At 62.9% G+C, this 25,711-nt stretch carries 24 protein-coding genes and 1 tRNA gene; 11 read left to right on the plus strand and 14 right to left on the minus strand.

Translation table 11 applies throughout. The features are described from left to right. Window positions 1–58 precede the first annotated feature (58 nt). The 5 genes from AB8717_RS13150 to flbT form a co-directional block, all read right to left on the minus strand. Window positions 59–409 carry a flagellar protein FlaG gene (locus tag AB8717_RS13150; RefSeq protein ID WP_443747781.1) on the minus strand — a complete coding sequence of 117 codons (351 nt, stop codon included), beginning with the start codon at window positions 407–409 and terminating at the stop codon, window positions 59–61. 96 nt (window positions 410–505) lie between these two features. Continuing rightward, the gene (locus AB8717_RS13155) at window positions 506–1,333 is read right to left on the minus strand and encodes a flagellin (RefSeq protein WP_443747782.1); all 828 of its coding nucleotides are present in this window, start codon (window positions 1,331–1,333) and stop codon (window positions 506–508) included. Window positions 1,334–1,755: 422 nt separating this feature from the next. Beyond that, window positions 1,756–2,586 (minus strand): flagellin, encoded by an 831-nt coding sequence (locus tag AB8717_RS13160; RefSeq protein ID WP_443747783.1) that lies wholly within the window; start codon window positions 2,584–2,586, stop codon window positions 1,756–1,758. 357 nt (window positions 2,587–2,943) lie between these two features. Then, window positions 2,944–3,351 carry a flagellar biosynthesis regulator FlaF gene (gene flaF, locus AB8717_RS13165; protein ID WP_443747784.1) on the minus strand — a complete coding sequence of 136 codons (408 nt, stop codon included), beginning with the start codon at window positions 3,349–3,351 and terminating at the stop codon, window positions 2,944–2,946. A 2-nt stretch (window positions 3,352–3,353) separates the two neighbouring features. Continuing rightward, window positions 3,354–3,752, minus strand: a complete 399-nt coding sequence (gene flbT / locus AB8717_RS13170) for a flagellar biosynthesis repressor FlbT (RefSeq protein ID WP_443747785.1) — start codon at window positions 3,750–3,752, stop codon at window positions 3,354–3,356. Between the two features lie 245 nt (window positions 3,753–3,997). Here flbT and AB8717_RS13175 point away from each other — a divergent pair, with 245 nt between their 5' ends. Then, window positions 3,998–5,656 carry a tetratricopeptide repeat protein gene (locus AB8717_RS13175; RefSeq protein WP_443747786.1) on the plus strand — a complete coding sequence of 553 codons (1,659 nt, stop codon included), beginning with the start codon at window positions 3,998–4,000 and terminating at the stop codon, window positions 5,654–5,656. A gap of 176 nt (window positions 5,657–5,832) precedes the next feature. Here the strand turns inward: AB8717_RS13175 and AB8717_RS13180 are convergent, their stop codons facing one another. Then, window positions 5,833–6,654, minus strand: coding sequence for a universal stress protein (locus AB8717_RS13180; RefSeq protein WP_443747787.1), 822 nt, complete (start codon window positions 6,652–6,654; stop codon window positions 5,833–5,835). A 211-nt stretch (window positions 6,655–6,865) separates the two neighbouring features. Between AB8717_RS13180 and AB8717_RS13185 the strand changes: the two genes are divergently transcribed. Next, complete coding sequence (locus AB8717_RS13185; protein ID WP_443747788.1) at window positions 6,866–7,429, plus strand: YfbR-like 5'-deoxynucleotidase; 564 nt, start codon at window positions 6,866–6,868, stop codon at window positions 7,427–7,429. A gap of 2 nt (window positions 7,430–7,431) precedes the next feature. Next, window positions 7,432–8,364 (plus strand): NUDIX hydrolase, encoded by a 933-nt coding sequence (locus AB8717_RS13190; RefSeq protein WP_443747789.1) that lies wholly within the window; start codon window positions 7,432–7,434, stop codon window positions 8,362–8,364. 2 nt (window positions 8,365–8,366) lie between these two features. Here the strand turns inward: AB8717_RS13190 and AB8717_RS13195 are convergent, their stop codons facing one another. From AB8717_RS13195 to AB8717_RS13210, 4 genes are all read right to left on the minus strand, one after another. Continuing rightward, window positions 8,367–9,056, minus strand: a complete 690-nt coding sequence (locus tag AB8717_RS13195; RefSeq protein WP_443747790.1) for a hypothetical protein — start codon at window positions 9,054–9,056, stop codon at window positions 8,367–8,369. Window positions 9,057–9,169: 113 nt separating this feature from the next. Then, complete coding sequence (locus AB8717_RS13200) at window positions 9,170–10,027, minus strand: OmpA family protein (RefSeq protein ID WP_443747791.1); 858 nt, start codon at window positions 10,025–10,027, stop codon at window positions 9,170–9,172. A gap of 215 nt (window positions 10,028–10,242) precedes the next feature. Further along, window positions 10,243–11,043, minus strand: coding sequence for a response regulator (locus tag AB8717_RS13205; RefSeq protein ID WP_443747792.1), 801 nt, complete (start codon window positions 11,041–11,043; stop codon window positions 10,243–10,245). A gap of 132 nt (window positions 11,044–11,175) precedes the next feature. Next, window positions 11,176–11,961: a response regulator gene (locus tag AB8717_RS13210; protein ID WP_443747793.1), complete on the minus strand. Its 786-nt coding sequence runs from the start codon at window positions 11,959–11,961 to the stop codon at window positions 11,176–11,178. A 166-nt stretch (window positions 11,962–12,127) separates the two neighbouring features. Here AB8717_RS13210 and yaaA point away from each other — a divergent pair, with 166 nt between their 5' ends. Next, window positions 12,128–12,913 (plus strand): peroxide stress protein YaaA, encoded by a 786-nt coding sequence (gene yaaA, locus AB8717_RS13215; RefSeq protein ID WP_443747794.1) that lies wholly within the window; start codon window positions 12,128–12,130, stop codon window positions 12,911–12,913. Here the strand turns inward: yaaA and AB8717_RS13220 are convergent. Further along, the gene (locus AB8717_RS13220; RefSeq protein WP_443747795.1) at window positions 12,910–13,824 is read right to left on the minus strand and encodes an L-threonylcarbamoyladenylate synthase; all 915 of its coding nucleotides are present in this window, start codon (window positions 13,822–13,824) and stop codon (window positions 12,910–12,912) included. The two genes, yaaA and AB8717_RS13220, sit on opposite strands and share 4 nt — an antisense overlap. After that, entirely contained in the window at window positions 13,821–15,101 is a 1,281-nt protein-coding gene (locus AB8717_RS13225; RefSeq protein ID WP_443747796.1) for a YceI family protein, read from the minus strand. Before AB8717_RS13225 ends, AB8717_RS13220 begins: the two co-directional genes overlap by 4 nt. Window positions 15,102–15,335: 234 nt before the next feature. On the opposite strand from AB8717_RS13225, the gene AB8717_RS13230 reads away from it, so the two are divergent. Then, on the plus strand, window positions 15,336–17,096 hold the full coding sequence (locus AB8717_RS13230; RefSeq protein WP_443747797.1) for an acyl-CoA dehydrogenase: 1,761 nt from the start codon (window positions 15,336–15,338) through the stop codon (window positions 17,094–17,096). Window positions 17,097–17,274: 178 nt separating this feature from the next. Here AB8717_RS13230 and AB8717_RS13235 read toward each other — a convergent pair whose 3' ends face one another. Continuing rightward, entirely contained in the window at window positions 17,275–18,159 is an 885-nt protein-coding gene (locus AB8717_RS13235) for a trypsin-like serine peptidase (RefSeq protein ID WP_443747798.1), read from the minus strand. Between the two features lie 244 nt (window positions 18,160–18,403). Between AB8717_RS13235 and AB8717_RS13240 the strand changes: the two genes are divergently transcribed. Both AB8717_RS13240 and AB8717_RS13245 read left to right on the plus strand, forming a co-directional pair. Further along, on the plus strand, window positions 18,404–20,548 hold the full coding sequence (locus AB8717_RS13240; RefSeq protein WP_443747799.1) for a S9 family peptidase: 2,145 nt from the start codon (window positions 18,404–18,406) through the stop codon (window positions 20,546–20,548). Then, entirely contained in the window at window positions 20,545–21,081 is a 537-nt protein-coding gene (locus AB8717_RS13245; protein WP_443747800.1) for a GNAT family N-acetyltransferase, read from the plus strand. The genes AB8717_RS13240 and AB8717_RS13245 overlap by 4 nt, the downstream gene beginning before the upstream one ends. Window positions 21,082–21,097: 16 nt before the next feature. On the opposite strand, the gene AB8717_RS13250 is transcribed toward AB8717_RS13245, so the two are convergent. Then, window positions 21,098–21,171 (minus strand) — tRNA-Gln (locus AB8717_RS13250). A gap of 138 nt (window positions 21,172–21,309) precedes the next feature. Between AB8717_RS13250 and AB8717_RS13255 the strand changes: the two genes are divergently transcribed. The 4 genes from AB8717_RS13255 (at window position 21,310) to sppA (ending at window position 25,364) form a co-directional block, all read left to right on the plus strand. Further along, window positions 21,310–22,011 carry an alpha/beta fold hydrolase gene (locus tag AB8717_RS13255; RefSeq protein WP_443747801.1) on the plus strand — a complete coding sequence of 234 codons (702 nt, stop codon included), beginning with the start codon at window positions 21,310–21,312 and terminating at the stop codon, window positions 22,009–22,011. Then, window positions 22,008–22,466 carry an MEKHLA domain-containing protein gene (locus AB8717_RS13260; RefSeq protein ID WP_443747802.1) on the plus strand — a complete coding sequence of 153 codons (459 nt, stop codon included), beginning with the start codon at window positions 22,008–22,010 and terminating at the stop codon, window positions 22,464–22,466. Before AB8717_RS13255 ends, AB8717_RS13260 begins: the two co-directional genes overlap by 4 nt. A 30-nt stretch (window positions 22,467–22,496) precedes the next feature. Beyond that, window positions 22,497–23,390, plus strand: a complete 894-nt coding sequence (gene trhO, locus AB8717_RS13265; protein ID WP_443747803.1) for an oxygen-dependent tRNA uridine(34) hydroxylase TrhO — start codon at window positions 22,497–22,499, stop codon at window positions 23,388–23,390. Between the two features lie 198 nt (window positions 23,391–23,588). Further along, the gene (sppA, locus tag AB8717_RS13270) at window positions 23,589–25,364 is read left to right on the plus strand and encodes a signal peptide peptidase SppA (RefSeq protein WP_443747804.1); all 1,776 of its coding nucleotides are present in this window, start codon (window positions 23,589–23,591) and stop codon (window positions 25,362–25,364) included. Window positions 25,365–25,711: the final 347 nt, after the last annotated feature.

The following is a 25,711-nucleotide window of genomic DNA, read 5'->3' on the forward strand; positions in this document are numbered from 1 at the left end:
TGCCGCGCATTAACCATACGCGGTGGACAATTTTACAGGCAGATTTTCAGGGAGAACCCTAAACGTCTGTTTTAATTACAGATCCCGCCTTGTAATCGCTGGAATTTCTCATATCGAGAAGTTCCTGCCGCGGCAACTGTTTAACCACTTCACCCGTAGCGCGGTCGATGGCCTTGTAGATCCACTCGCCCGACTTGGGGTCCTTGTCGACGGTCAGACGCAGTTGATAATCGGGAATCGATTCCTTTGCGCTGCTGTTGCCGCCGCCGCCGAGATCGCTTTGATCGCCGGCATCCTTGGATTTACCACTACCTTCCGCAGCCGTAACCGCCTTGGGCGCATCCGTCTTTTCGGGACGAACGTACGCCGGATCGGGGGTCTGCGGGAAATTCACGACATTATTGATCATCTCCGTATTGCGTCCGGCCTTGGGGAGAAACCGAAACGCCCTCTGCTAGAAAGGCGGGAGGGACAGCGCCGGAATGGCGCCGCCCCTCTTCGCCGGTTAACGGAACAGGCTGAGCACCGTTCCCGTCGATTGGTTCGCGATCGACAACGCCTGGACGCCCAGTTGCTGCTTGGTTTGCAGCGACTGCAGCTTGGCGCTTTCCTTGGCCATGTCGGCGTCGACCAGGTTACCGATACCGGCCTGGATGGAGTCCTGGAGCTTGCCGACGAACGACAGGTGGTTATCCAGGGCCTTCGAGGAGGTACCGAGGCTGGCCAGCGCGGACGAAACGTTGCTGATCGAGGTGTCGATAGTGGTCAGAAGCGCCGCGGCCGAGGTCGCGGTCGTGAAGCCGGCCGCAGCCGACAGACTGACGATGGAGCCGCCCAGCGACATATCCTGGCCCGACACCGTGATCTTGCCGGAGCCGTCGGCATTGGCGAGCGCGGTGATGTTGGCCTTGGAGCCGTCGACCAGGTTGATGCCGTTGAACGTGGCGTTCGACAGCGTCTTGGTGATCTGGTCGCGGATCGAGGTAAAGTCGGAGTTCAGGGCCGCGCGCGACGTGGTGTCGAGCGACGTGTCCGAGGCGGCAAGAGCCTTTTCCTTCAGCTGGGTCAGCATGTCCGAGACCGAGGAACCGGCCGACATGGCGACGTCAACCACCGAAGTGCCGCGCGACAGCGAGTCCTTGACGGCGTCAAGCGACGAAACGGTAGCGCGTTGGGTCTGGGCGATGGCGTAAGCGGCACCGTCATCCTTGGCGTTGGCGACTTTCAGGCCCGTCGAAATGCGGGTCTGGGTGGCCATCAGGTCGGAAGAGGTGGCATTGAGGTTTTGCAGGGCAACCATGGCCCCGACATTGGTATTAACCGAAGAAGACATTTCGTCTCTATCCTTCATTCTTGAAAATCCGGTGACATTTTGTCGACCGGCGGCATTTTGCCTGCGCACGTAACTGCAAACCCGGGGCCAGACCGGCCACCGGTGACAGCGCACCGCAAAGTTTTGATTAAATTGATTTTAACCCGCCATTAACCCCGCCTTAAGTCGGCAAAATTTGCCGGGCGCGGGCGCCATTTCGGCAATATTTGCCGAGGCGGGCAGAATTTGCCGCGCAAAACGGGCGGAAAACGCCGCTTTTTATCGAATTCCGGATGCAAAAAACCGCCCCGTGCCAAAGGCATGGGAGCGGCGCCAAAAGAATGGGCGGCCGGGTTCGGGACGACGTCCCTCCCCCGGCCTGTCTGGTCGCGTTTCTCGCGTTCGCTTACCCGGCCGCGACGTTTTCACGCCGCTCCAGGTGCTTACTTGAACAGGCTCAACGTCATCTGCGGCGCCTGGTTGGCGATCGAGAGGGCCTGGACACCCAGCTGCTGCTTCGTCTGCAGCGCCTGGAGCTTGGCACTTTCCTTCGCCATGTCGGCGTCGACCAGATTGCCGATACCGGCCGTGATCGAGTCCTGCAGCTTGCCGATGAAGTTCATGTGCGCCGCCAACGACTTCGACGAGGTGCCGAACTGGGCGAGCGAGCTGGAGACGTTGGTGATCGAGCTGTCGATCGTCGTCAGCAGTGCGCTGGCCGAAGTGGCGGTCGTGAAGCCGGCCGCAGCCGACAGGGTGACAACCGAACCGCCGAGGCTCAGGTCCTGGGCGTTGACGGTCAGGTTTTGCGACCCCTGGGCATTGGCCAGGACAGTCAGCACGGTCAGCGAGCCATTGATCAGATTGATACCGTTGAACGTCGCATTGCTGATCGTCTTGGTGATCTGATCGCGCAGGGCCTGAAAATCGACATTCAGGGCCGAGCGGCTGGTCGTGTCCAGCGAAGTGTCCGAAGCGGCGAGAGCCTTCTCCTTCATCTGCGTAAGCATGTCCGAAATGCTCTCCCCCGCAGACATGGCGACGTCGACGGAAGAGGTACCCCGGTTGAGCGAATCCTTAACGGCATCCAGCGACGAAACCGTGGCGCGTTGGGTCTGCGCAATTGCGTAGGCCGCACCGTCATCCTTGGCGCTGGCCACCTTCAACCCGGTAGAGATCCGGTTCTGGGTGTCCTGCAGCATCGTGCTGGTGGCATTCAGGTTTTGAAGCGCGACCATCGCGCCCACGTTGGTGTTAACCGAAACGTTCGACATTCGGTGGTTCCTTTCCATTCTGGACGGGGATTTGAACGGCTTTTGCCGCAAGGCCATTTTGGCCTGCCCATGCAGGAGCAAGGCCGGGGCCACCCGGGCCATCCGTCAGAAAAAATTTACCACGTTGATTAACCTTGATTTTTTACGCTTGCCGCAAGGAGAATCGGCACAAGCATTTGATCCGGCACGGAAAAAGAACCGGCAATTTGTGCCCGGCGGGCAATTTTGGCAGTCTTTGCGCGGCCCGGACGCCGAATGGCGCGCGTATTATCATGCCCTGTTTGAGAGCAGTGCGCGGCGGACGGCAAAAAGCCCGGGCGCTTCCACCCGGGCTTTTCGATATTTCTGCGGTTCGTATCAGACCGCCGAAGGACGGAAGTTGGCGGTCCCGGAGGCCACCGGATCGTCCTGAGCGCCCTGCGGCGCCAGGCCCTGCATGATGATGCGGTTGATCTCGATCAGCGGCCCGATCTCTTCCTGGCTGCGCATGACCAGGGAGGTATGCTTGTTGACCCAGATCGACAGCGAGATGATGTTGGCGCGGACCTGGACGGGAAGGCCATTGCCTTCGACCGAGCAGTCAGCCGCCAGGACCGACCACATGCGGCGGTTCCAGTCGAGCGCCTCCATGCGTTCGGCAATCTTCGACTTGTCCATCTTTTCCGCGTCGAGCAGGGCCCGGGTCACCTGACCGAACAGGCGATACTCGGTCTGGCGCGGGTTTTCGGCGCGGGCCGCTGTATTTTGATACGCCTTGAGCGACATGGTTACTCCGGTTTCCTTCCGAGTCGTTCGTCTTCGTAGTCGATGAGCTTGCGGCAGCCCATCAGCGCCTTGTAGTATTCCTTGACCATGATGCCCTTGGAGACGACGACGCACTCGGCAAGGACGTTCGGGTTCGAGATCGCGCTCATGAACTCGGTCATGCGGCGCAGGAATTCATCGTAGTATTTGTCGGCCCCGGCTTCATCCAGGTACATCATCATCACGGGGAAATAGACGTGACGCGCCGGGGAATCGACTTCCTCGGACTGCATGATGTCCTTTTCACGCAGGACCGACGCCTTGTTCTGCAGCACCAGTGAACAGCGGCGATCGCCATTCTGAACCACGGCCCCGTTGAGGACAAACCTCTCTCCGGGCTTGAGCGACAGTTTTAAAGGCATTGGTTTTCCTTCATGTTTCCGGCCGCATTCAGTCTCTTGCGAGGGCACGCAGGACGGAAACCGTTCCGGCCTGTATAACCCCCCGCAAGTTAACATCAGGTTTTCGACACCGCGAATTCCCCTGGACGCCCCATTCACGCGGACCGCAAAAGGTTAATCCACGTATTTCGATTAAGGGAGTCTTAAGCGGCGCGATTGTTAACAAAAAGAGTTGAAATCCTGCCCGGCGCGCCCCTAATCCCACGATGAGCTCCGACGCCGACGCCCCCTCGCCCGCCGCCCCCCAGACCGAGGCCCTCGCCGAAGCCCTGGCGGCTTTGCGCACCAGCGACTGGGCTGGCGCGTCGGATGCCGCTATGCGCGCCCTGCATTTCGACGACCGGCTGGCCCCCGCCTGGCACGCCCTGGCCGTGGCCCGCGAACGTCAGGGCGATCTCGATACGGCCTTCACCTGCTATCAGTCGGCGCTGCGGCTGGCGCCGGACGACGCCATCGTCGCCACTGATCTCGGCCGGCTGGCTTACCGCACCGGCCATCTCGAACTGGCTGAAAAATTCTTCGTCCACGTCCTGACCCTGCGGCCGGGCGACGCCGACAGCGCCGCCGCCCTGGCCAGTGTCCTGCGCGACCAGGGCCGGTTCGACGAAGCCGGACGGATGCTGACGCAGATCATCGAAACACGGGGCGGCAGCGCGCCGCTGTGGAACGGGCTGGGCACTATCCTCGACGCGCGCGGCGACGCCGATGCGGCCAGCGTCGCCTATGCCGAGGCCCTGCGCCTTTTTCCGGGCCACGCCCACGCGCTGAACAACCTCGGCCACAACCTGATTTTTCGCGGTCACGTCGCCCAGGGCCGCGACTGCCTGGTCCAGGCCCTGCCGGGGCTGGGCGGACCCGACAATATCCGCACCTGTTCGATGGGCATCGCCCATGCCGGTTTCAGCCTGGGCGATCTCGAAAGCGGCTGGCAATGGTACCGGGCGCGCGAAACGCCCGGCACGATCGAAAGCCTGGATTACGATATCGCCTGCCCGCGCCTGGGCGAGGAGCCGGTCGCCGGAAAGCGCCTGTTCGTGTCGGCGGAACAGGGCCTGGGCGACGAGATCATGTTCGCCGGCATCCTGCCCGACCTGCTCGAAGAGGTCGGCCCGGAAGGACACGTCACCATCGGCGTCGAACCGAGGCTGGTATCGTTGTTTCGGCGGTCTTTTCCAAAGTGTTCAGTGACGCACCATCACACGACACGGCTGAAGACGGGGCCCGCGCGTCTTTTCCCGGAAATCGAGGACTGGTCGCAATACCACGCCTGGGCGATCATGGGGCAGTTCCTGCCGCGCTATCGGCCTGCCGTCGCCGATTTCGAAAAGCCGGCCTTCCTGAAGGCCGATCCCGGGCGAGTCGGCTATTGGAAGGCACAGCTAGCCGGCCTGAACGACCTGCCCAAGGTCGGCCTGCTGTGGAAGTCGCGGGTCCGGCATTCGCGCCGCGACCGTTACTACGCGCCATTTGCCGAATGGCTGGACGTCCTGGCAGTGCCCGGCGTGCAGTTCGTCAATCTGCAATACGGCGATACGGCAGAAGAGATGGAACAGGCCCTGGCCACGGGCCGCGATATCTGGACGCCGCCGGGCATAGATTTGATGCACGATCTCGATGACCTGGCTGCGCTAATGTCGGCGCTGGACTGCGTGCTGGGCCCGGCCAACGCGGCCAGCAATATCGCGGGCGCCGTGGGCACCGAAATCTGGATCGTCTCTCCGGCCAATGCCTGGACGAGCCTCGGCACCGATCGCTTCCCCTGGTATCCCAAGTCAAAGGTCTTCTTCTCGTCGTCGATGACCGACTGGACGGAAGTCATGGCAGAGGTCAAGGCGGCAGTCATGAAGCGGTTTGCGCCAGAATAAGTAAGTGAAATCCACAGATTACACAGATTTCACAGATTGGGTCGCTGCCACGGACGACACGGATAACAAAGGCGCGAAGCGCACTCTATTCAATTTCCACAGACAGGGTGCCCAGCTCGGACATCCGTGGCTAAACCCTTAAAAAATCTGTGTAATCCGTGGATCCCCTTTACCGATCAGTGCGCCATATACAGGTTCAGGCCGGTATTCTGCAGCAGGTACCGCGTTGTGCCTCCGAACGCGAATTCGCGGATGCGCGACCGGCCATAGGCGCCGGCGACCATATAGTCGGCGCCGTGGCGTTCCGCGGCCTCGACCAGGGTCGTATGGATCTCGCCCTTTTGCAGCACGTCGACTTCAGCGGCGATGCCGTGGGCGGCGTAATAGGCTGCCAGCCGGTCGAGCTTCGGCGGATTGTCGCCAGACGGCGCGCCGATCACCACGACCCTGGACGCCTTTTTCAGGATGGCGACGGCCCGGCGGGCGGCGCGCGACGACGGCTCCTTGCCGTCCCAGGCGACCACCGCCGTGCCGGTGATTTCAAACGGCTGACGCGCCACGAAGACCGCCGCGCGCTCTTCCATCAACACCTGCTGGAAGGCTTCGGCCAGCATGCCCTGGCCCTTGGCGCTGTTTTCGCCGAACACGACGAGGTCCGACAGCCGCGTCTCGGCCGCCAGATCCTGCCACACGGGCGATTCCAGGGCGGCAAAGGTCTTTTCGCCATAAGCGACAGCGGAAAAATGCGAGCGCGCCATCAGTTCGGATTCTTCGGTGGCGGCCTTCAGGCTGTCGAGCGTCGACATCTGCACCGTGCCCATGAAGCCTTCGCCCAGCCAGGGCGATAGTTCGGCCGGATCGGGCGGCGCGAACAGGACGTTGAGCTCGGCTTCGAACGATTCGGCGATGCCGGCGGCGATCTGCAGCGTCTTGACCTCGGTGGCTGCGCCGCTCACCGGAATGGTAATCCGCGACCACGCCTGTCCCTTGTTGGCCATCTTCGCCTCCGTCTTTTTCTTGCGCCTACGGCTTATTGTGCACAGTTTGTGATTCGCGTAAGCCTTGGCCTTTGCCGCTTATGGATTATACCGCCGCATCGATAAAATCCCGATGTGACATTTCGCCTGTATTCGTATCATGCCCACAGCCCGATCCATCGCCAAATCTTCAGCGAAAACAAAGGACCAGCCACCGCGTGCCTGGCAGCGCATGCTGTCCGGCCGCAGGCTGGACCTGCTCGATCCGCACGCCATCGATATCGAGATCGACGATATCGCGCTGGGCCTGTCGCGCGTGGCGCGCTGGAACGGCCAGACGGTCGGCGAACACGGCTTCAGCGTCGCCCAGCACTGCCTGGTCGTCGAGGACATCTGCGCCCATATCAAACCCGGCATGACGCCGGCCGAACGGCTGATGGCCGTCATGCACGACGCGCCGGAATACGTGATCGGCGACATGATCTCACCGTTCAAGGCGGCGCTGGGCTTCGACTACAAGCGCTTCGAAGCGCATCTCGAACAGGCTATTCACATCCGCTTCGGCCTGCCGCCGCTGATGCCCCAGGCCCTGAAAGTGCTGATCAAGCGCGCCGACCACGCCTGCGCCTATTTCGAGGCGACGCAACTGGTCGGCTTCAGCGAGAGCGAGGCGCGGCAATTCTTCGGCGAGCCGCCCGACGGCTATGACCTGACGATCGTGCCCCTGCCGCCGCGCGAAGCCCAGATCGCTTTCGTCGCGCGCGTCGAGGCCCTGCTCAAGCAGATGGGAAAATAGGCATGGCGCTGGCGATCGAACTGTCCGTGGTGGTCGTGGCGGTCCAGGACAACGAGGCCGTCGTCCTGTGCCGCAACCTGCCGCGCGACGGCGCAGGCCCCGCCTACGCCCTGCCCTCCGGCCCGTTCGTGCCGAAGAGCCACCGCACCTTCGACCTGGCGCTCAAGGCCTTCGTGCGCGAGCAGACGGGGTTCGACATCGGCTATGCCGAGCAGCTCTACAGTTTCGGCGATGTCGGTCGAGAAACCGTGCTCGACGGCGCCAATGCCGGCGACCATATCATATCGGTCGGCTACCTGGGCCTGACCAACAATCGCGCCTTCCAGGCGGGCTTCGACGCCGCCTGGGTGCCGTTCAACCGCTTCTTCCCGTGGGAAGACTGGCGCGGCGGCGGTAACGTACCGCTTGAGCGCCTGCGCCCGGCGCTCGACGCCTGGGTGGCGGCCGACGAAACCGGCGTACGGGACCTGCGTGTCGAGACCCTGTTTCCCCGCGACTTCGACCTGTGGAACGAAGAGCGCGTGCTCGACCGTTATGAATTGCTGTATGACGCCGGCCTGACGCGCGAGGCGCGCCGCGCGCAGGGCTTGAGCGACGGCGACGGTTTAAGCGGCGAGCCGATGGCGTCCGACCACCGCCGTATCGCCGCCACGGGGCTGTCGCGCCTGCGCGGCAAGCTGAAATACCGTCCGGTGATTTTCGAACTGATGCCCGAGCGCTTTACCCTGCTGGAGTTGCAACGCTCGCTCGAAGCCCTGTCGGGGATCGGCCTTCACAAGCAGAACTTCCGCCGGGCTTTGGAGAGAACAGGCTTTGTCACGCCGCTCGGCGCCATGCGGGAAGACACGGGTGGCCGCCCCGCCGAACTGCACAGCTATAACCGCGAACAGTTCCGCTTCAGTCCCTCACTGGGCCTGAGCCTGCCGAGAGCGTAAGCCTACTGAAGGCGCGCCAGGCGCGCGGCCTGCGACATCCAGTTTTCGCGCACGATACGCTTGGGGAAGCGGACGCGGTTCGACACCCAGGCAACGTTTTCGGGCGTCCAGCCGGCGATCTGCCAGTAGTGATAGACGCCGAGCGCGTTCAGTTCCTGCTGGTTGCCGGGCCCGATGCCCGAAATAACCGTCAGGTCGTCGACCGGGCCGCGCGGGCTGTCGAGACGCATGGGCTCAAGGCCGCTGCCGGCCTGCTGCACGGCGGCCTCGACACTGTCGGGCGTCATGCTGGCCAGGCTCGACACGCGGCCACGCAGATTGGGATCGAGGCGCGCGGGCTGAGCCGCCGGCGACGGCGTAAAGCGCGAGGCCGCCATGTCGAAGGCATAGGCCGGACGGTCTTCGCGGCCGGGCTGCGGTTGCGGCGCCGGCGTTTCGGCCTTGGGCTCGGGCGCGACGGGCATCTTGAACGGCACGACGACGCCCGAGGTAAACTGCTCGGCAGCCCTGGCGACATCGTACTGATAGACTTCCGGCTCGGCGGCCGGGACGGCGTCTTCGATCGCAGGCTCGTCAAATACGCTGACGCGCTTGACGGCCTTGCGCTTGCCGGCCATGAGCCAGCCGATCGCGGCGAACATTGCAAAAGCCGCGACGAGCAGCGCGGCCGATTCTGCAGCCATGGTCAGCATGACAATCCCCTACCCTAACTTCCGCGCGACGAAACCGGTGATCAGGCCAAGCCCGGCAGCCGCCAGGAGCAGCCAGCGCAGTTCTATGATCAGATGCAGCACGTCCGCCCCCTTTAGTCGTTTGAAACCAGGATGACGACGCGGCGGTTTTCCGCGCGGCCTTCCGCTGTCGAATTATCGGCGATCGGCGCCGCCGCGCCGTAACCGGCGGCCGCGACACGCTCAGCCGGCAAGCCGCGCTTGACCAGGGCGTCGGCCGCGGCCTGGGCGCGCGCCTTGGAAATCAGCTGGTTGGCGACGGCGTCGCCGGCATTGTCGGTATAACCCGCCACCGTGACCTTGAGCGTCGACGGGCAGGTCGCCAGGACCTTGTAAACGTCGTCGAGCACGGGCTGGCTGTCGGTCGTCAGGTCGTAGCCGCCGAAGACATAGCTGAGCTTGCGCGTGCCCATGGCCTTGTAGACGCGCTCTTCGCAGCCCTGGGCCGCATTGTTGCTGATCGGCATGGGCTCGCTGCCGGCCACGGCCGGATGGTCGCTCGACAGGCTGTCGATGCTGGTGGCCTTTTCGCCGGAAATCGCCACGGGCGCGTCGGCGCCGCCGGCCGCCAGCGGCGCATCGGCAGCGGCCATCATGGCCTTGGGCGCGGTGTTCGGGGCGGATTCGATGACCGGGCCGACATCGATGCGCGACACGACCTTGACCCAGGAACTGCCGTTGTCGATCGACGCGATGGCGGCCTTGGCCTCATTGAGCTTGGCCTTGGACTGGGGGTCGTTGTCCATGGCGGTCAGCGTCACGGTCTGGCCGTCGACACGGGCGCGGACATCGTCCAGCCCCTTGTCGGCCAGGGTGCGCGTTACCTTCGAGCGTACGCCTTGTTCGACCTCGGGCAGGGTCTTGTAGAGACCGACAGCCCCCAGCAGGGCCAGGCCCGACAGCCCCAATACCCATACCGCCTTACCACGCATGGAACACCCCTCAACTGATGCCTGAAGGGTTTGTATCGTGTTTACCAACAGTTAACAACCGGACTCGCGCGGACCGGCCGGACAAATTTGCGCGGATGTGCGCAAAGCGCCGCCGGTGTGGCGCAGGTCACGCAGTTCCCGTTTGTGCTTTTCGCGCAATGCGGGCGCCCCGCCCCTTACACCATGATACGCGTGCGCCTATCCGGGTATAAAACCTACCCGGCCCTGACCGCGTCTTCGGGCTCCACCTTGCCCAGCGTCTTGGCGACAAGGTGGATCAGGTCGGACATGTGGAACGGCTTGGCCAGGTGCTCGACCGCGCCGACATGCCGCGACGCCGCCAGCACCTTGTTGGCGTCCATCTTCTCGTCCTTGCCGGCCGACATGGCCAGGATGTGAATGTGCGGCCAGCCCTGGCGGATCTTCATGATGCCTTCGATCCCGCCCATGCCGGGCATGAAGATGTCGTTGACCACCAGGTCGACCATGTCGAGATCGACGCGGGCGAAGGCTTCTTCCATGTTTTCCGCCAGCGAGATCTGATAGCCCATCTCGCCCAGGACTTTGCCGATCATGGTGCGCAGGTTGGCGTTGTCCTCGACGACCAGCAGATGCTTGGTCGAGCGGCGTTCGCGATGGAAGCGCGTCGTGTCCTTGAGCAGGCCCTTGAGGCGCTCGACGGAAAACGGCTTCTGCAGGATGAATTCGGCGCCCGCGGACTTGGCCTGGTCCATGGTGATGTCGACGGCATGGCGGCCGTAGACATTGTCGGTCATGATGGTCAGAGGCGTCGCCGGCGCGCGTTCGCGGATTTCGGGGATCATGGCCAGCATGCTGGCCTGGCCGACATAGGCGTCAACCATCAGGAGGTGAAAACGCGTGGCGCGCATCATGGACAGCGCCATCTTCTGGTCGAACGCCAGGATGGCGCTCCACTTTTCGCGCTCAAGCATCTTCGAGATATGTTGGGCCTGGGCGCCGTTCGCATCCAGAACCAGTACGCTACCTACACTCATGACCCGCTCCGGAGCCGTTTATCCCTGGCTGTGGATAAAATTAAAGTCAAAGGTCTTAAAAAGTATGTAACGGTCAAGTCCAGCCACCTTGTGTCGAAATGATACAGCCGGCCAAAACTGGCCTGACCAGATTTACGCGGCGGATGATCTTTCGCTCAGCACCGCTTCGACAAGAACAACCACGTCGGAAGCGGTAAAAGGCTTGGGCAGGAGGGCGTGGGCCCCCATGTGCTTGGCGGCGGACAGGACCTGGGTGTTGGCGACCTTCTGTTCGACGCCGGCCGACATGGCGACGATCGAGACGTCGGGCCAGGTCGACTGGATGATCTGGATGCCCTCGATGCCGCCCATGCCGGGCATGAAGATGTCGGTGATGACGATATCGACGTGGGCGATGTCGACGCGCTCGAACGCCTCTTCCATCGACTTGGCCTCGCTGATGCGATAGCCCTCGCCGGCCAGCGCCTGGGCGGTCAGCATGCGCACGACGCGGCAGTCGTCGACAACCAGCACGTGCCTGGGCCGCACGGGCGCCTTCCGCATCTTCGCCGTCTCTTCGAGGATGGTCACGAGCGTTTCCGGACCGAAGGGCTTCGGCAACACGAAATCAGCCTGGGCGCGGCGGGCGGCATTGAGCGTATCGTTGAGCGCGGCCCCGCCGGCCCCGCCGGCCGTCATGATGGCCACGGGCACGCCCGGCGCCAGCTGGCGGATCTCGGGCAGGTGCATCAGCGTATTGCCGGTCTCGAGATACACATCGAACAACAGAAGGTCGACGCGGCTGGTGCGCAACTGCGCAAAGGCGCTCTTGTGATCGAACACCAGGATGGCGGACCAGCCCAGATTGGCCAGCAGCCGCGAGATAAGCTGAGCCTGCGTACGGCTGTCTTCAAGGACCAGAACGGTGCCCTTCGACATGGTTTATCCCCTCAATTATAATTATTATGTCCGCCGGCTTTGCGCCGCCGTTTCGATACGCCACTCCCATAACGCACGGCCTTATCAGGCTATTGCCAGCCCTCGTCCAAGCCGCCTATACCCGTAAGGTCTCGTCACCTTAGCCGATAAGCGTAAAAAATCTGTCATGCTGACCCTGCTCTCTCCCGCCAAGTCCCTGGACACGTCTCCGCTCGCCGGCGCACCCGACGCGACGGCGCCGCTTTTTCCGGAGGAGACGGCGAAGCTGCTGACCAGGATGAAGACGCTGAAGCCCGCGGCCATCGGCAAGCTGATGGATATTTCCAAGGCCCTGTCCGAGCTCAACCATGGCCGCTACCAGGGCTTCGAAGCGCAGGACCCGATGAGCGCGGTCTTCCTGTTCGACGGCGACGTCTATGATGGACTGCAGGCGCGCACGCTCGACGCGGATGCGCTTAAATGGGCGCAGGATCACGTCCGCATCCTGTCCGGGCTTTACGGCGTGCTGCGTCCGCTCGACGCCATCCGCCCGTATCGCCTGGAGATGGGTACGCAGCTGAAGGTCGGCCGGGCGAACTCGCTCTACGCCTTCTGGGCCGACCGTCTGGCCAAGGCCTTGCTTGAGGAAAGCCGCGCGCAGGGATCGGACGCCATCGTCAACCTTGCCAGCACCGAATATTCGCGCGCGGCCCTGACGCCGGCGCTGAAGCTCAGGGTGATCAGTCCGCGCTTTCTCGAGGTCAAGGGCAACGAGGCCAAGATCATTTCCTTCTTCGCCAAGAAGGCGCGCGGCCTGATGGCGCGCTACATGGTCGATCACCGCGTCGACCGCATCGAAGGACTGAAGGATTTCCGCGTCGCGGGCTACGAATTCCGCGCCGACCTGTCGAAGGACAATGACTGGGTGTTCAGCCGCCCGCAACCCGCGCCCATGTCGGCGAAGGCGGCTTAGCCCACAAACCCCGCCGCGCGCTTCAATCTATCATTGATGGCTTCGCCGATGCCGTCCTGCGGGATAGGCGCCACCTCGATCACCGGCGGATAGAGCTTGTCGGCAGCGCGCAAGGCGCTGAACAGCCGGGCGGCGGCCTCATTGACATCGCGCGCCCCGCTCAACTGCACCACCGGCCCATCGTAAGTGACAGGCCCGAAAGCGAGATAGGCGCTGCCCGGCGACGGGTTTTCAACATTGATCCTGACGGGCGCGTCGGGGGCGTAGTGCAGGCTTAGCCTGCCGGGAGAGCGGTGGCCTTCGGCTTCGTCAGCCGCCAAAGGACCGATCACGGCTTCGACCTGAGCGCGCGTCACGGCGCCCGCACGGAGATAGCGGGCGTCGCCCAACAGGCTGACAACGGTTGATTCCACACCGACAGGGCACGCGCCGCCATCGAGCGTCACATCGACAAAGGCGCCCGTCTCGTCGGCGGCATCGGCGGCGGTCGTCGGACTGGGGCGGCCCGAGCGATTGGCCGACGGCGCCACGACGCCGAAAGCGACACCTTTCAGGACCTCAAGCGCCTGCGGATGCGCCGGCATGCGCAGGGCGACGCTGTCGAGCCCAGCGCGCGCCAGATCGCAGGCAGCGTTCGTATCTTTGGCGGGCACGACCAGGGTCAGCGGCCCCGGCCAGAAGGCCTTAGCCAAAACACGGGCACGATCGTCGAAAGCGCCAATGGCTTCGGCCTGTTCCAACGTTCCGACATGGACGATCAGGGGATTGAACCGCGGCCGGCCCTTGGCTTCGAACACCTTGATCACCGCCGCCGGGTCGTCGGCGCGCGCACCGAGACCATAGACGGTTTCGGTCGGCAGATGGATCAGGTTTCCGGCGGTCAGGGCACGGATGGCGTCGGCAGTACTCATTTCTGAGGCTGTGCCTTGGCCTTTATCGTGATGTCAACCTTGACCTTGGCCGGAATGGCGTCGGTCGCCGCATAGTCGCCGGAACCGACGCCAAAAACTGTGCGGTCGAGCGTGGCCGTGCCCTTCATGTCGGCAACGCCATTCTTGATCGTCAGCATAAACGGCAGTTCCTGCGCCTTGGTTACACCGTGCAGGGTCAGCTTGCCGTGGGCGACGAAGTGCGTCGCGTCCGTCTTGCTGAACGATTTCGCTTCGAACACCGCCTTGGGCGTGGCGGCGACGTTGAAGAAGGAATCCCCTTTCAAGGTCCCGTCGCGATCGTTATCACCCGAAGCCACGGAAGCCAGGTCGATCGTCACCTTGACGTGGGATCTGGCCAACTGCGCCGGGTCGAACGCGATAGCGGCCGTATAGGCGCTGAAACCGCCATTGATGGCCTCGCCCTGGAAGGTCGTCGAGAAGGCGATCTTCGAGGCAGTCTTATCGACCGCCCATTCGGTCACCGCGGCCGCCGAAGACGACGAAGACGCGCTTTCGGATGTGACCGAAGAGGAGTCGGCCAAGGCCGACGATACGGTTTCGGCGGCGGCCGACGCCATGGCCGGCGGCGACGACTCGACAGGCGTGTGACCCGCCTTTTGCGGGCCACCGCGATAGATACCTTCGGCCAGCCCGACCGCCAGCAGCACCACGCCCAGGGGCACGATCCAGCGCCAGTTGACCACCGGCTTGGACTTCAGGCCCGGCACCATGCGCTCGAACAGCGAATCCTTGTCGACGAACTGGTGCTTCAGCGCCGCCAGGACATGCAGCGGGATCATACCGTATATGAGGATTTTGGCGCCAAGCTTATGAAAAAACTCGAAAAACTCATGCACCGGATTTTCCATGTCGGCCGACACCGGCACGAACGGCATATGCGGCCACGACAGGCCGAAAAAGGGGATTTCGCGCGCCGAAGTCGACACCATCGCCCAGCCGGTCAGCGGCATGCCGATCATCGCGACGTAAAAGAGGACATGCAAGGCCTTGGCGGCCACAGCCTGCCATTTGGGCATGGGTGGCTCGGGCGGCGCCTTATAAGCCAGGCGGACACCGATCCGCGCCAGGCTGAGCAACAGGATCAGGATGCCGACCGACTTGTGCCAGAAGAACAGGTTGAGCGCGTGCGGGTCCTTGGGATCGAGCCGCCAGCCCAGGAAGATCATGAACAGGATCAGCCCGGCGATAAGCCAGTGCAGCCATCGGCTGTAGCGATTGTAGGAATTGGTGTCCATCTGCCCTCTCCGGCATGGTTGCGCTTGGCATATACCCGTTTGCACGATGCGTCAGCGCCAAATCATATGTAACCATATTTATTACATATCAAGAGGCAATGTGATTTTGCTTTTACGTGTTCGAAAAAGTTGACGTTAACGTAAAATAGACTTGCCTGCCGTAGCGTCATAGGCGTTACATGCCGGCAAATGACCGGCGGGTTCATTGCCGGCATACAGATTCGCAGGGACGCCATGACCTATCGCCCTTCCGTCAAGGACATCAGCTTCTGCCTCGACCACGTGCTCGGCATGGACGGGCATTACGGCAGCGCAGCCTTCCCCGACTTCGACAAGGACCTGCGCGACGCGGTGCTCGAGGCCGCCGGGCAACTGGCCGGCGAAGTGCTGGCCCCGCTCAATCGCGTCGGCGACGCAAACGGTACGAAACTCAACGGCGACCGCGTCGAGGTCGCGCCGGGCTTTGTCGATGCCATTCACGCCTATGCCGAAGGCGGCTGGTACGGCGTCGCGGCCGATCCCGCCTATGGCGGCCAGGGCCTGCCGAAGATGCTGGAACAGGCCTGTTTCGACATGTTCCACGGCGCCAACATGGCGTTTACGCTTCTGCCGACGCTGAGCCAGGGCGCCATCGAAGCCATCCACGAGCACGGCACGCAAGGACAGAAGGACCTCTATCTGCCGAAGCTGATCGCGGGCCAGTGGTCGGGGACGATGAACCTCACCGAGCCCCAGGCCGGGTCGGACCTGGCGGCGCTGACGACGAAGGCCGAACCCAATGGCGACGGCACCTATGCGATTACCGGCCAGAAGATCTTCATCACCTGGGGCGAGCACGACGGCAGCGAAAATATCGTCCACCTCGTCCTGGCGCGCCTGCCGGATGCGCCCAAGGGCACACGCGGCATCTCGCTCTTCCTCTGCCCCAAGTTCATCCTCGATTCGGACGGCAATCCGGGCGAACGCAACGCCGCGCGCTGCGTCGGCCTGGAACACAAGATGGGCATCCACGCTTCGCCCACCTGCGTCATGGCGTTCGAAGGCGCCACGGCCGAGTTGATCGGTCCGCCGCACGGTGGGCTGGCGGCCATGTTCACCATGATGAATGCTGCCCGCCTGGCCGTCGGCTTCGAAGGCGTCGGCATAGCCGATGCCGCCTGGCAAAAGGCCCGCGCCTATGCCGCCGAACGCCGCCAGGGCCGGTCTGCCATTACCGGCGCCGACAACGCCGTCATCTACGACCACCCCGACGTCCGCCTGATGCTGGCCCTGATGAAGGCCAGGGTCGAGGCTGGCCGCGCCATATGCATGGCCACGGCCGCCGCTATCGATGCGGGCCGGTTGGGCGGCGGGGATGCGGCCCGGCGCCGCGAAGACTTCCTGGTGCCGATCGCCAAGGCATGGTCGACCGATATGGCGGTCGAGGTCGCCTCGCTGGGCGTTCAGGTCCACGGCGGCATGGGCTTTATCGAGGAAACGGGCGCGGCCCAGTATTATCGCGACTCCCGCATCGCGCCGATCTACGAAGGCACCAACGGCATACAGGCCGCCGACCTGGTCGGCCGCAAGCTGGGCCAAGACGGCATGGCTGCGAAAGAACTGGAATCGGATATCAAATCCTTCCTATCCAACAGTGCTTTGGCGGCGAATTTTAAAGTCGAAGCTGAACTCTTATCGCAGGCGATGACCGCCTTTTCCGAGGCGACGGCGCACTTGCTGGCGCAAAAGACCGCTCAGCCGCTCGACGTGGCGGCTGGAGCGACGACCTATCTCAAACTGTGTGGCGATCTGGTCGGCGGCTGGCTGCTGCTCAAGGGCGCGGTGGCAGCGAAATCGATGATCGACGCGGGCGAAGGCGATACGGTGTGGCTGGGCGACCGCATCCGGCTGATGCGCGTCTTCTTTGCCCACGTCCTGCCGCACGCCGGGGCGCACCTGGCAGCGATCCGCTCGGGTTTCGGGGCCCTTGGGGGCCTGGAAATCCCAGTGGATTGAGAAGAGTATCCACAGATTTCACAGATTATTCAGCGCCCTATGGCTGCCGCATTGCGTTCGACTTGAAACGAAAAAAGACGGCGCATAGCGCCGTCCTCAATCGATTTTAATCTGACCTCAGCAGATCGACCACGCCCGGCCCAATCTGTGAAATCTGTGTAATCTGTGGATCGCTTCCTTACTGACCGTCGATTGTCTCACCGCTGGTCGGCTTGGCGGCCTGGGTGGCGGTGCCGGTATTGGAATTGCCCGTCATGTCCGTCGTGTCGGTCGCCGCACCGCCCGGCACGTCGCGCGCCGCCGCCACAGGCTTGACCGCGCGCAGGGGCGCCACGCCCGAGGACTGCGCCTTCAGCATCAGGTCGATGGTCTGGCGCACGAAGACGGCGTCGGTGACCACGCCCAGCTCAAGCCGCTGGTTCTCATCCTCGACCTGCTTGATCAGGATGCCCGCGACAAAGCCCCCCGCCTTCGAGCCGTTCTTGACGAAGACCGGGCCGCCGGAATTGCCCGGCACCGCGGTCAGGTCGATCAGGAAGGTCGGATAGGTGCCGGTCGGCGACACCGGATACGAAGCCAGCTTGCCGGCGCGCAGGATCGGAAAGCCCGAAATATTGGCTGACAGCCCGTGCGGATAACCCAGCGTCATCATCTCGTCGCCCGGATCGATGTGCTGGGCGTCGAAGGTCGCGTCGTCGGCCAACAGGCTTTCCGGAATAACCTGGTCGCGGATGCTGTCGGGCACCTTGACCGGGATCACTGCGATGTCCTGCGTCGGATGCTGGGTGTAGATCGCCCCGTCCTTGCCGCGGATAATGATGTTGGAGGGCATGTAGGACCAGTTGCCCTTGGCGCCCGGCACCCGCCAGCCGACGCGCACTTCGGGCGCCGGCATCTTTTCGAAGACGTGGGCAGCCGTGACCAGCACGACCTGCGGCGCACCGCCGGGCGTGGGCACGGACACAAGGAATCCGGTCCCGACCATGCGCTTGGCATCGCTGATCGGCTGGTCAATCTGCACCGTGGCCTTGATCAGCGCCACTGTCAGGTCGGCATCAATCATCCCTGATTATCCCCCGTACTCCGCTTGAAACTCATCGATCGATGACGCCCATATAGGGGCGCCGGCGTCAAACGCATCGCGCAACCATAAACATATTTGACGCTTTTGCGCGAATGGGTCAAACGGTTAACCCAATCTGACCCAGCTTGTCGCCCCTGAAAAGCCATCCTGACGCACATTGACGCGGTTTCGCGCCAGGTCTGGCTTTGCCGCCACACTATATCCTATTGCGAGATTTTCGAACGTGACCAAGGTATTGCCGATCGCCCCCCGCCCTGCCCGCATTCCGCATGAAATCGAACAGCTGGGGTTCAAGCGGATCGACGAATACCACTGGATGAAGGACGACAACTGGCAGGCGGTCCTGCGCGACCCAGGGCAGATCAAGGCCGACGTCAAGACCGCGCTGGAAGCCGAGAACGCCTATTCGGCCGAAATGCTTTCCGAAACAAAGGCTTTGCAGGACCAGATCTTCCAGGAGATGAAGGGGCGGATCAAGGAGGACGACGCCGGTGTGCCATCGCCCGATGGTCCGTTCGAGTACTACAGCCGCTACGATATCGGCGGCCAGCACCCGGTCATCGCGCGCCGCCCGCGCTTTGATGCCGCATTCGGCACGCCCCTGCCTTCGGTCGAGGAGACCCGGCCCCAGGAAGACGTCCTGCTCGACGAAGACGCCCGCGCCAAGGCGATGAAGGCGCAGGGCTTCGACTTCTATGAGACCGCCGACGCCCAGCATAGCCCCGATCATGCCCTGTTCGCCTGGGGTGAAGACACGCAAGGCTCCGAATATTTCCGCGTCTACGTCAAGGACCTGAAAACCGGCGAAATCCTTCCCGACCCGATCGAAAGCTGCAACGGCGGCTTTACCTTCTCGCCGTGCTCGCAATGGATATTCTGGGTGTGGCGCGACGAGAATTCGCGCCCGGCCAGGATCTTCCGGCGCCCGGCACGCGGCGGCGAGGACGTCCTGGTCTACGACGAGCCCGACGACGGCTTCTTCATCCATGTCGGCACGCTCAGCTCGGACGCCTTTATTTCGATCGGCACCGGCAACCACGAAACCAGCGAGACCTGGCTGATCCCGGCCGCCGATCCGACCGCCGCGCCCGCCTGCGTCGCCGAACGCGTCGACGGCGTGCAGTACGACGTCGACCACTGGGACGACCGCTTCATCATCCGCACCAATGCAGACGGCGCCATCGACTTCAAGGTCATGGAATCGATGGCTGCGCACCCGTCACGGGAGACCTGGACCGACCGCGTGCCGTATCGCCCCGGCGTCTACGTCACCGGCGCCGGCGTCTTCAAGCGCCACATGGTCCGCGTCGAACGCCACAACGCCAATACGCGCATCGTCATCACCCGCAAGGCCGACGGCGCCGAGCACACCATCGCGGTGGCCGAAGAGGCCTACAGCCTCGGCATGTCGGGCGGCTACGAATACGACACAGAGGTCCTGCGCTACGGCTACACCTCGCCGACCACGCCCGCCCAGACCTTCGACTACAATATGGAGACGCGCGAACAGGTTCTGCGCAAAACCCAGGTCATTCCGTCAGGGCATAACCCCAAGGACTATGTCGCCCGCCGCCTGTACGCCAAGGCGCCCGATGGCGAGGACGTGCCGGTGACCGTGCTGATGAAGGCCAGCATCAAGCTCGACGGCTCGGCGCCGATCCTGCTCTACGGCTACGGCTCCTACGGCATGTCGATGGATCCGGGCTTCTCGATCCGTTCGCTCAGCCTCGTCAATCGTGGATGGATCTACGCCATCGCCCATATCCGCGGCGGCACCGAAAAGGGCTACGGCTGGTTTCTCGACGGGCGCAAGGATAAAAAGACCAATACGTTCATCGACTTCATTGCCTGTGCTGAAGCATTGGTTAAGGACGGTTACGGCTCGGCCGGACGCATCGTGGCCTATGGTGGCTCGGCCGGCGGCATGCTGATGGGCGCGGTCGCCAATATGCGCCCTGAGCTGTGGGCCGGCGTCATCGGAGCCGTGCCGTTCGTCGATGTGCTCAACACGATGAGCGACACGACCCTGCCGCTGACGCCACCGGAATGGCCGGAATGGGGCAATCCGCTGGAAGACAAGACAGCCTATGAAACGATCCGCGCCTACAGCCCCTACGACAATATCGACGCTCGCGCCTATCCGCCCGTCCTGGCGACGGGTGGCCTGAGCGATCCGCGCGTCACCTACTGGGAGCCGATGAAATGGATCGCGCGCCTGCGTGAGAAGTCGACCTCGGACGCGCCCATGCTGCTGAAAATCAACATGGACGCCGGTCACGGCGGCGCGTCGGGGCGCTTCGATTTCCTCAAGGAGATCGCCTTCGACTACGCCTTCGCTATCTGGGCCGTCGAGAAGGGCTGGCAATGATGGACATCCGCAACGCCACCGAAGCCGATTTCACGGCCATCACCGCCATCTATGCCTGGAACGTGCTCAACGGCACCGGCACCTTCGCACTGGAGCCGCCGTCGCGGGATGAGATGGTGTCGAGCTTCCACAGCATCGCCGCCATGCGCCTGCCCTATATCGTCGCCGTCGATGGCGAGACGGTTCTGGGCTATGCCTATGCCGCGCCCTTCCGCACGCGCCCGGCCTATCGCTACGGAGTCGAGGACAGCATCTACCTGGCGCCGGAAGCCGTCGGCAAGGGTGTCGGCAAGGCGCTGCTCGCTCGTCTGATCGAGATGTGCACGGCGCGCGGCCTCTATTCGATGATTGCCGTCATCGGCGACAGCGCCAATGCCGCCTCAATCGGCGTCCATCGGTCCAGCGGTTTTACGCAGACGGGGACTCTCCCCAATGCCGGCTTCAAGTTCGGTCGCTGGCTGGATGTCGTCTTCATGACGAAGGACCTGCGCGCGCTGGACGCCGTGCCCGAGGGCGACGGCTGGGCGGATTAGATGTCGGAAGAAAGTGTGGCTGGGGAACTAGGACTCGAACCTAGAAAAACGGTACCAAAAACCGGTGTGTTACCATTACACCATTCCCCAGCAGGAATGTGCCGACCGAAGCCGGCAGCGGCTCGCTTGTATTCGCGAAGGCGGCTTCACTAGCGCAGGCGGATGAAGCTTGCAATCCCCTTCCTGCGCTTTTACGTCAAATTTTCAACAGCCTTTTTGATAACCGCAATGTCCGAACCCGCCTTGCCCCGCCTGATCCTGTTTCCGGGCCTTTCCGGGGGCGAGACTTTCTTTGAGCCTTTGATTTCCGCATTGCGCGGAAAGGCAGACGCAAGTGTCGTCACATACCCGGCTGACCCGCTGAGCTTTGATGCGCTCGCCGACCATGTGGTGGCGTTACTGCCCCAAAAGGGGCCGTACGCCATTATCGCCGAGTCCTTCGGCGGCCCGCTGGCGGTCCTGGCGGCTAGCCGCGCCGCGCATAAGCCGATGGGGCTGGTCCTGGCCGCGACCTTTGCGACCAATCCCCTGCCATTGATGGGTATGATCCTGAAGACCGCCCTGCCCGGCTTCCTGGCGTCGAAGCCCGTGCCCGTCATCGAGGCCATGCTGCTCCGGTCCGGCGACCATATGACGGCCTTGCACATTTTCGAGGCCGTCTCGGCCCTGCCGCAGGACGTGCTGATGTCGCGCCTGAATGCCGCCTTGAAGTGCGACATCCGAAAATCCCTGGCCGCCCTTGATATGCCGATGCTTTATCTTCAGCGCACCAAGGACAAGCTGATGCCGGCAGCTCAGGCGGTCCTGATGCAGAAGACAGCCAAAAATCTCCGCGTTATCAAGGTCGATCGCCCGCACTTTGTCCTGCAATACGAGGCTGAGGCACTCGTTGCCGACGTGATTGCGCCCTTCCTGAAGACTTTGAAATGACACCTCATCTTCTTTCAGAGGTTCAGGCTTATAGCCAATTGCTTTCAGAGAGTTTTCTCCGCTTAACCGGCCGGCCGATCCTGGAGGATTTGCCTTCCGGCGCCGAAGCCCTGTTCGAAGCGTCCTGCCCAATTGTGTCCCATGGCACGCAGGCCGATCCGATCTTTTGCTACGCCAATCGGGCCGCGCTCGACCTTTGGGAAATGGACTGGGACAGCTTCACGCGCCTGCCATCGCGCCTGAGCGCCGAGACCAACACCGAGACGCAAGCCGATCGCAACGGCCATCTTGAAGAGGCGCTGAAACACGGCTTTGTTGAAGGCCTTTCCGGCATCCGCATCTCCAGCACCGGCCGGCGGTTCGAGATTCGCGACACCGTCCTGTGGAACGTCGTGGACGCGCAAGGCGTCCGCCACGGCCAGGCGGCGATCATCGGCGGCTGGCAATACCTTTAAATACAGGCTTCACCGTGCTAAAGCGCGGCCATGTTCGAGCCCCAAAACTTGCCCTTCGTCATAGCCGCCTTCTATCATTTCTTCGACTTCCCGGAGTTCGAGGCGCGCCAGGCCGAGCTTCAGGAGCGCATGAAAGCGCTTGAGATCAAGGGCTCGCTGCTCATCACGCGCGAAGGCATCAATTCGACCCTGTCGGGCACGCGCGCCAATGTCGACGCCTTCCTGGCCTACCTTCAGGCCGATATCGTCCATGGCCCGTTTCAATGGAAAGAGTCGCTGGCCGAGTTCCAGCCCTTCGGCAAGGCGCGCGTCCGGCTGAAAAAGGAGACCATTTCGCTGGGCGAGCCCGTGTCGATGAAGCGCTTCGGCCAGTATGTCGAACCCGCCGACTGGAACGAACTGATCAGCCGCGACGACGTCGTCATCATCGACACGCGTAACGATTACGAGGTCAATCTCGGCACATTCAAGGGCGCCATCGATCCGCTTATTCCCAACTTCAAGCACCTGCCGCAATGGACGCGCGACAACGCCGATGCCCTCAAGGGCAAGACGATCGCCACCTTCTGCACCGGCGGCATCCGCTGTGAGAAATATACGTCGTGGCTGATCGATCAGGGCTTTGACGACATCCACCACCTCAAAGGCGGCATCCTGCAATATCTTGAAGATGTGCCGGAAACGGACTCGCTGTGGACCGGCGAGTGTTTCGTTTTCGACGAGCGAATCGCCGTTGACCACAGCCTCCAGCCGTCGAAGACCGCCTTGCTCTGCCTTTACTGCGACCACGCCCTGACGCCGGAAGACCAGCAAAGCCCGCTTTATGTCAAAGGCCAGTCCTGCCCGCACTGCAAGGGCCTGGCGGAAAACGCCCATGACGAACCCAAAATGCGCCGCGCCTTCCCCGGACGCACGAAGTTTTAGGGCTACTGCCCCAGAGTCCGGTTGTAGCCGGGCCACATGGCTGTCATTTCCGGCGAAATCCGGCGTAAATGACAGCCTCTTCATTTGACCTTGGCGCATTAACCATTATGCTGGCGCGCAAGGCATGACTTTTGCACGCCGCGGGGGATGCCGCACCGTTCTTGTACGGTCGGGACAGCAGGGGATTTTGGGGTTCTTATGAAGCAGTTTCTGATCACCTTGACGGCCGCGATCGTCGCTCTGATCATTGTCCTGGTCGCCCTGCCCATCGGCGTAATCGCCCTTCTGGCGTCTTCGCATCCTCACACCAACGGCGACATCGTCGTCTCGCTCGACCTGCGCGACAAGATGAGCGACCAGTCGCGGACGGCACCGTTCGACTTCCTGACCGGCAAGAATATGTCGACGCTGGAAATCGTGCAGACCCTGCACCACGCCGCCGACGACACCCACGTCAAGGCCGTCTTCATCCGCCTCCCCGAAGGCGGCATGTCGCCCGCCGCCGCCGAAGAAATCCGCGACGCCATCATCTACGTCCGCCGCGCCTCCAAGCCCGTGATCGCCCACAGCCAGGGCCTGTATCCGGACACGATGGTCGTCGCCTCCTACATGCTGGGCTCGGCCGCCAGCGAACTGTGGATGCAGCCGCGCGCCTCGCTCCAGGTCACCGGCATCTCGACCTCGACCATGTTCATGAAGCGCGCCTTCGACAAGTATGGCGTCCAGGCGCAGTACGAGCAGCGCTACGAATTCAAGAACGCGGTCAACCCGTATCTCTATGACGACTATACGCCGGCGCACCGCGAGGCCACCCTGTCGTGGATGGACAGCATCTACCAGTCGATGCTGAGCAATATCGCCCATGACCGCCGCATCGACCAGGCCAAGCTGCAGCAGACCCTGGAAGCTGGCCCGTACGGCGCCGAACAGGCGCTCGATCTCGGCCTTGTCACCCATCTCGGCCAGGTGCACGACGCCCAACAGGCGGCGATAAAGCGCGGCAACGAAAACACCCAGGTCGTCGACCTGCGCGACTATGAACGCACGATCGAGCCCGAAACGGGTGGCGACACGATCGCCGTCATCGACGGCGAAGGCGCCATCATGACCGGCAAGGGCGGCGGCGGCTTCGGCAATTCGCCGACCATGCTGTCGGACGACATTTCGAACGCCTTCTACACAGCCGCCAAGGATCCGAAGGTCCGCGCCATCGTCTTCCGCGTCTCTTCGCCCGGCGGTTCCGACACCGCTTCGGAGCAGATCGCCAATGCCATGCAGGCGGCCAAGGAAGCCGGCAAGCCGGTCGTCGTCTCGATGGGCGAATACGCGGCCTCGGGCGGCTACTGGGTGTCTTCGGGCGCGTCGTCGATCGTCGCCAATCCCTCGACCCTGACCGGCTCGATCGGCGTATTTGGCGGCAAGTTCGCCTATGGCGACGCCCTGGCGCGCTTCGGCATCGACGTCCGCGACATCTCGGTCGGCAGCGATTACAGCTCGGCCTTCAGCGCGGCGAAGGGCTTCTCACCCGAACAGCGCGCCGCCCTGTCGTCCTGGATCGACCAGATCTATAACGGCTTCATTGTTCACGTCGCTTCGGGCCGCAATATCCCGGTCGAGCAGGTCCAGCAGATCGCCAAGGGCCGCGTCTGGACCGGCCAGCAAGCCCTGGGCCTGCACCTGGTCGACAAGACCGGCGGCTTCTACGACGCCGTCGACGAAGCCAAGCGCCTGGCCAAGATCGATGCAGCCGCCGACGTACAACTGGTCAACTACGACAACCGGCCGGGCAAGTTCGGCAGCTTCGGCACCAGCGTGCAGATGGCCATGTCGGGCCTGAAGACCCTGTCCTTCCTGGGCTGGGCCATGCAGGACCCGAAAGCCGAGGCCGCCATGAACGCCGTCGCCGACGAACGCCTGCGCGAAGAAGGCGCCACCGTCATGGCGCCCAAGGCTTACGAGCCCTCGACGCGATAAGCGTAGACAATCAATAGCAAAAGCGCGGCTGACACCAGTCGCGCTTTTTTGTGCGCTATTCGCCGGACATTGCCATACCCACATGCGACTATAGGCATGTTTCGCCGTATCGAAAGATGAGCCTAATCGGCAGGCCGTCACTGGAGATTGGTCGCCCTTCTCTTTCCCCGGCTTAATCCAGCGCTGCGTTCCAAGCCGCAAATATGGGGCCTTCATAGCGACGGATCGCAAGTCGCCTAGCCCTGCATCTTGCCAGCCAGGCCACTGTATGCTGTTCGCAGGCTCACCTTCCCCTTCCTCAAGAAGAGAGAAAACGGATGCGCAAAGACCTGTGTCCTTAAGGCGCA

This window comes from Asticcacaulis solisilvae (assembly GCF_052327315.1).
Classification (GTDB): domain Bacteria; phylum Pseudomonadota; class Alphaproteobacteria; order Caulobacterales; family Caulobacteraceae; genus Asticcacaulis; species Asticcacaulis solisilvae_B.

Excerpts from the sequence above, each read along its gene's own strand:
- AB8717_RS13220 (WP_443747795.1), bottom strand. The coding sequence starts at position 13,824 with ATGAGTACTGCCGACGCCATCCGTGCCCTGACCGCCGGAAACCTGATC.
- AB8717_RS13255 (WP_443747801.1), top strand. The coding sequence starts at position 21,310 with ATGTCCGAACCCGCCTTGCCCCGCCTGATCCTGTTTCCGGGCCTTTCC.
- AB8717_RS13160 (WP_443747783.1), bottom strand. The coding sequence starts at position 2,586 with ATGTCGAACGTTTCGGTTAACACCAACGTGGGCGCGATGGTCGCGCTT.
- flaF (WP_443747784.1), bottom strand. The coding sequence starts at position 3,351 with ATGTCGCTCAAGGCGTATCAAAATACAGCGGCCCGCGCCGAAAACCCG.
- AB8717_RS13190 (WP_443747789.1), top strand. The coding sequence starts at position 7,432 with ATGGCGCTGGCGATCGAACTGTCCGTGGTGGTCGTGGCGGTCCAGGAC.
- AB8717_RS13210 (WP_443747793.1), bottom strand. The coding sequence starts at position 11,961 with ATGTCGAAGGGCACCGTTCTGGTCCTTGAAGACAGCCGTACGCAGGCT.
- yaaA (WP_443747794.1), top strand. The coding sequence starts at position 12,128 with ATGCTGACCCTGCTCTCTCCCGCCAAGTCCCTGGACACGTCTCCGCTC.
- AB8717_RS13230 (WP_443747797.1), top strand. The coding sequence starts at position 15,336 with ATGACCTATCGCCCTTCCGTCAAGGACATCAGCTTCTGCCTCGACCAC.
- AB8717_RS13155 (WP_443747782.1), bottom strand. The coding sequence starts at position 1,333 with ATGTCTTCTTCGGTTAATACCAATGTCGGGGCCATGGTTGCCCTGCAA.
- AB8717_RS13245 (WP_443747800.1), top strand. The coding sequence starts at position 20,545 with ATGATGGACATCCGCAACGCCACCGAAGCCGATTTCACGGCCATCACC.
- AB8717_RS13185 (WP_443747788.1), top strand. The coding sequence starts at position 6,866 with ATGCTGTCCGGCCGCAGGCTGGACCTGCTCGATCCGCACGCCATCGAT.
- AB8717_RS13150 (WP_443747781.1), bottom strand. The coding sequence starts at position 409 with ATGATCAATAATGTCGTGAATTTCCCGCAGACCCCCGATCCGGCGTAC.
- AB8717_RS13225 (WP_443747796.1), bottom strand. The coding sequence starts at position 15,101 with ATGGACACCAATTCCTACAATCGCTACAGCCGATGGCTGCACTGGCTT.
- AB8717_RS13200 (WP_443747791.1), bottom strand. The coding sequence starts at position 10,027 with ATGCGTGGTAAGGCGGTATGGGTATTGGGGCTGTCGGGCCTGGCCCTG.
- AB8717_RS13195 (WP_443747790.1), bottom strand. The coding sequence starts at position 9,056 with ATGCTGACCATGGCTGCAGAATCGGCCGCGCTGCTCGTCGCGGCTTTT.
- AB8717_RS13205 (WP_443747792.1), bottom strand. The coding sequence starts at position 11,043 with ATGAGTGTAGGTAGCGTACTGGTTCTGGATGCGAACGGCGCCCAGGCC.
- flbT (WP_443747785.1), bottom strand. The coding sequence starts at position 3,752 with ATGCCTTTAAAACTGTCGCTCAAGCCCGGAGAGAGGTTTGTCCTCAAC.
- sppA (WP_443747804.1), top strand. The coding sequence starts at position 23,589 with ATGAAGCAGTTTCTGATCACCTTGACGGCCGCGATCGTCGCTCTGATC.
- AB8717_RS13260 (WP_443747802.1), top strand. The coding sequence starts at position 22,008 with ATGACACCTCATCTTCTTTCAGAGGTTCAGGCTTATAGCCAATTGCTT.
- AB8717_RS13180 (WP_443747787.1), bottom strand. The coding sequence starts at position 6,654 with ATGGCCAACAAGGGACAGGCGTGGTCGCGGATTACCATTCCGGTGAGC.
- AB8717_RS13175 (WP_443747786.1), top strand. The coding sequence starts at position 3,998 with ATGAGCTCCGACGCCGACGCCCCCTCGCCCGCCGCCCCCCAGACCGAG.
- trhO (WP_443747803.1), top strand. The coding sequence starts at position 22,497 with ATGTTCGAGCCCCAAAACTTGCCCTTCGTCATAGCCGCCTTCTATCAT.
- AB8717_RS13235 (WP_443747798.1), bottom strand. The coding sequence starts at position 18,159 with ATGATTGATGCCGACCTGACAGTGGCGCTGATCAAGGCCACGGTGCAG.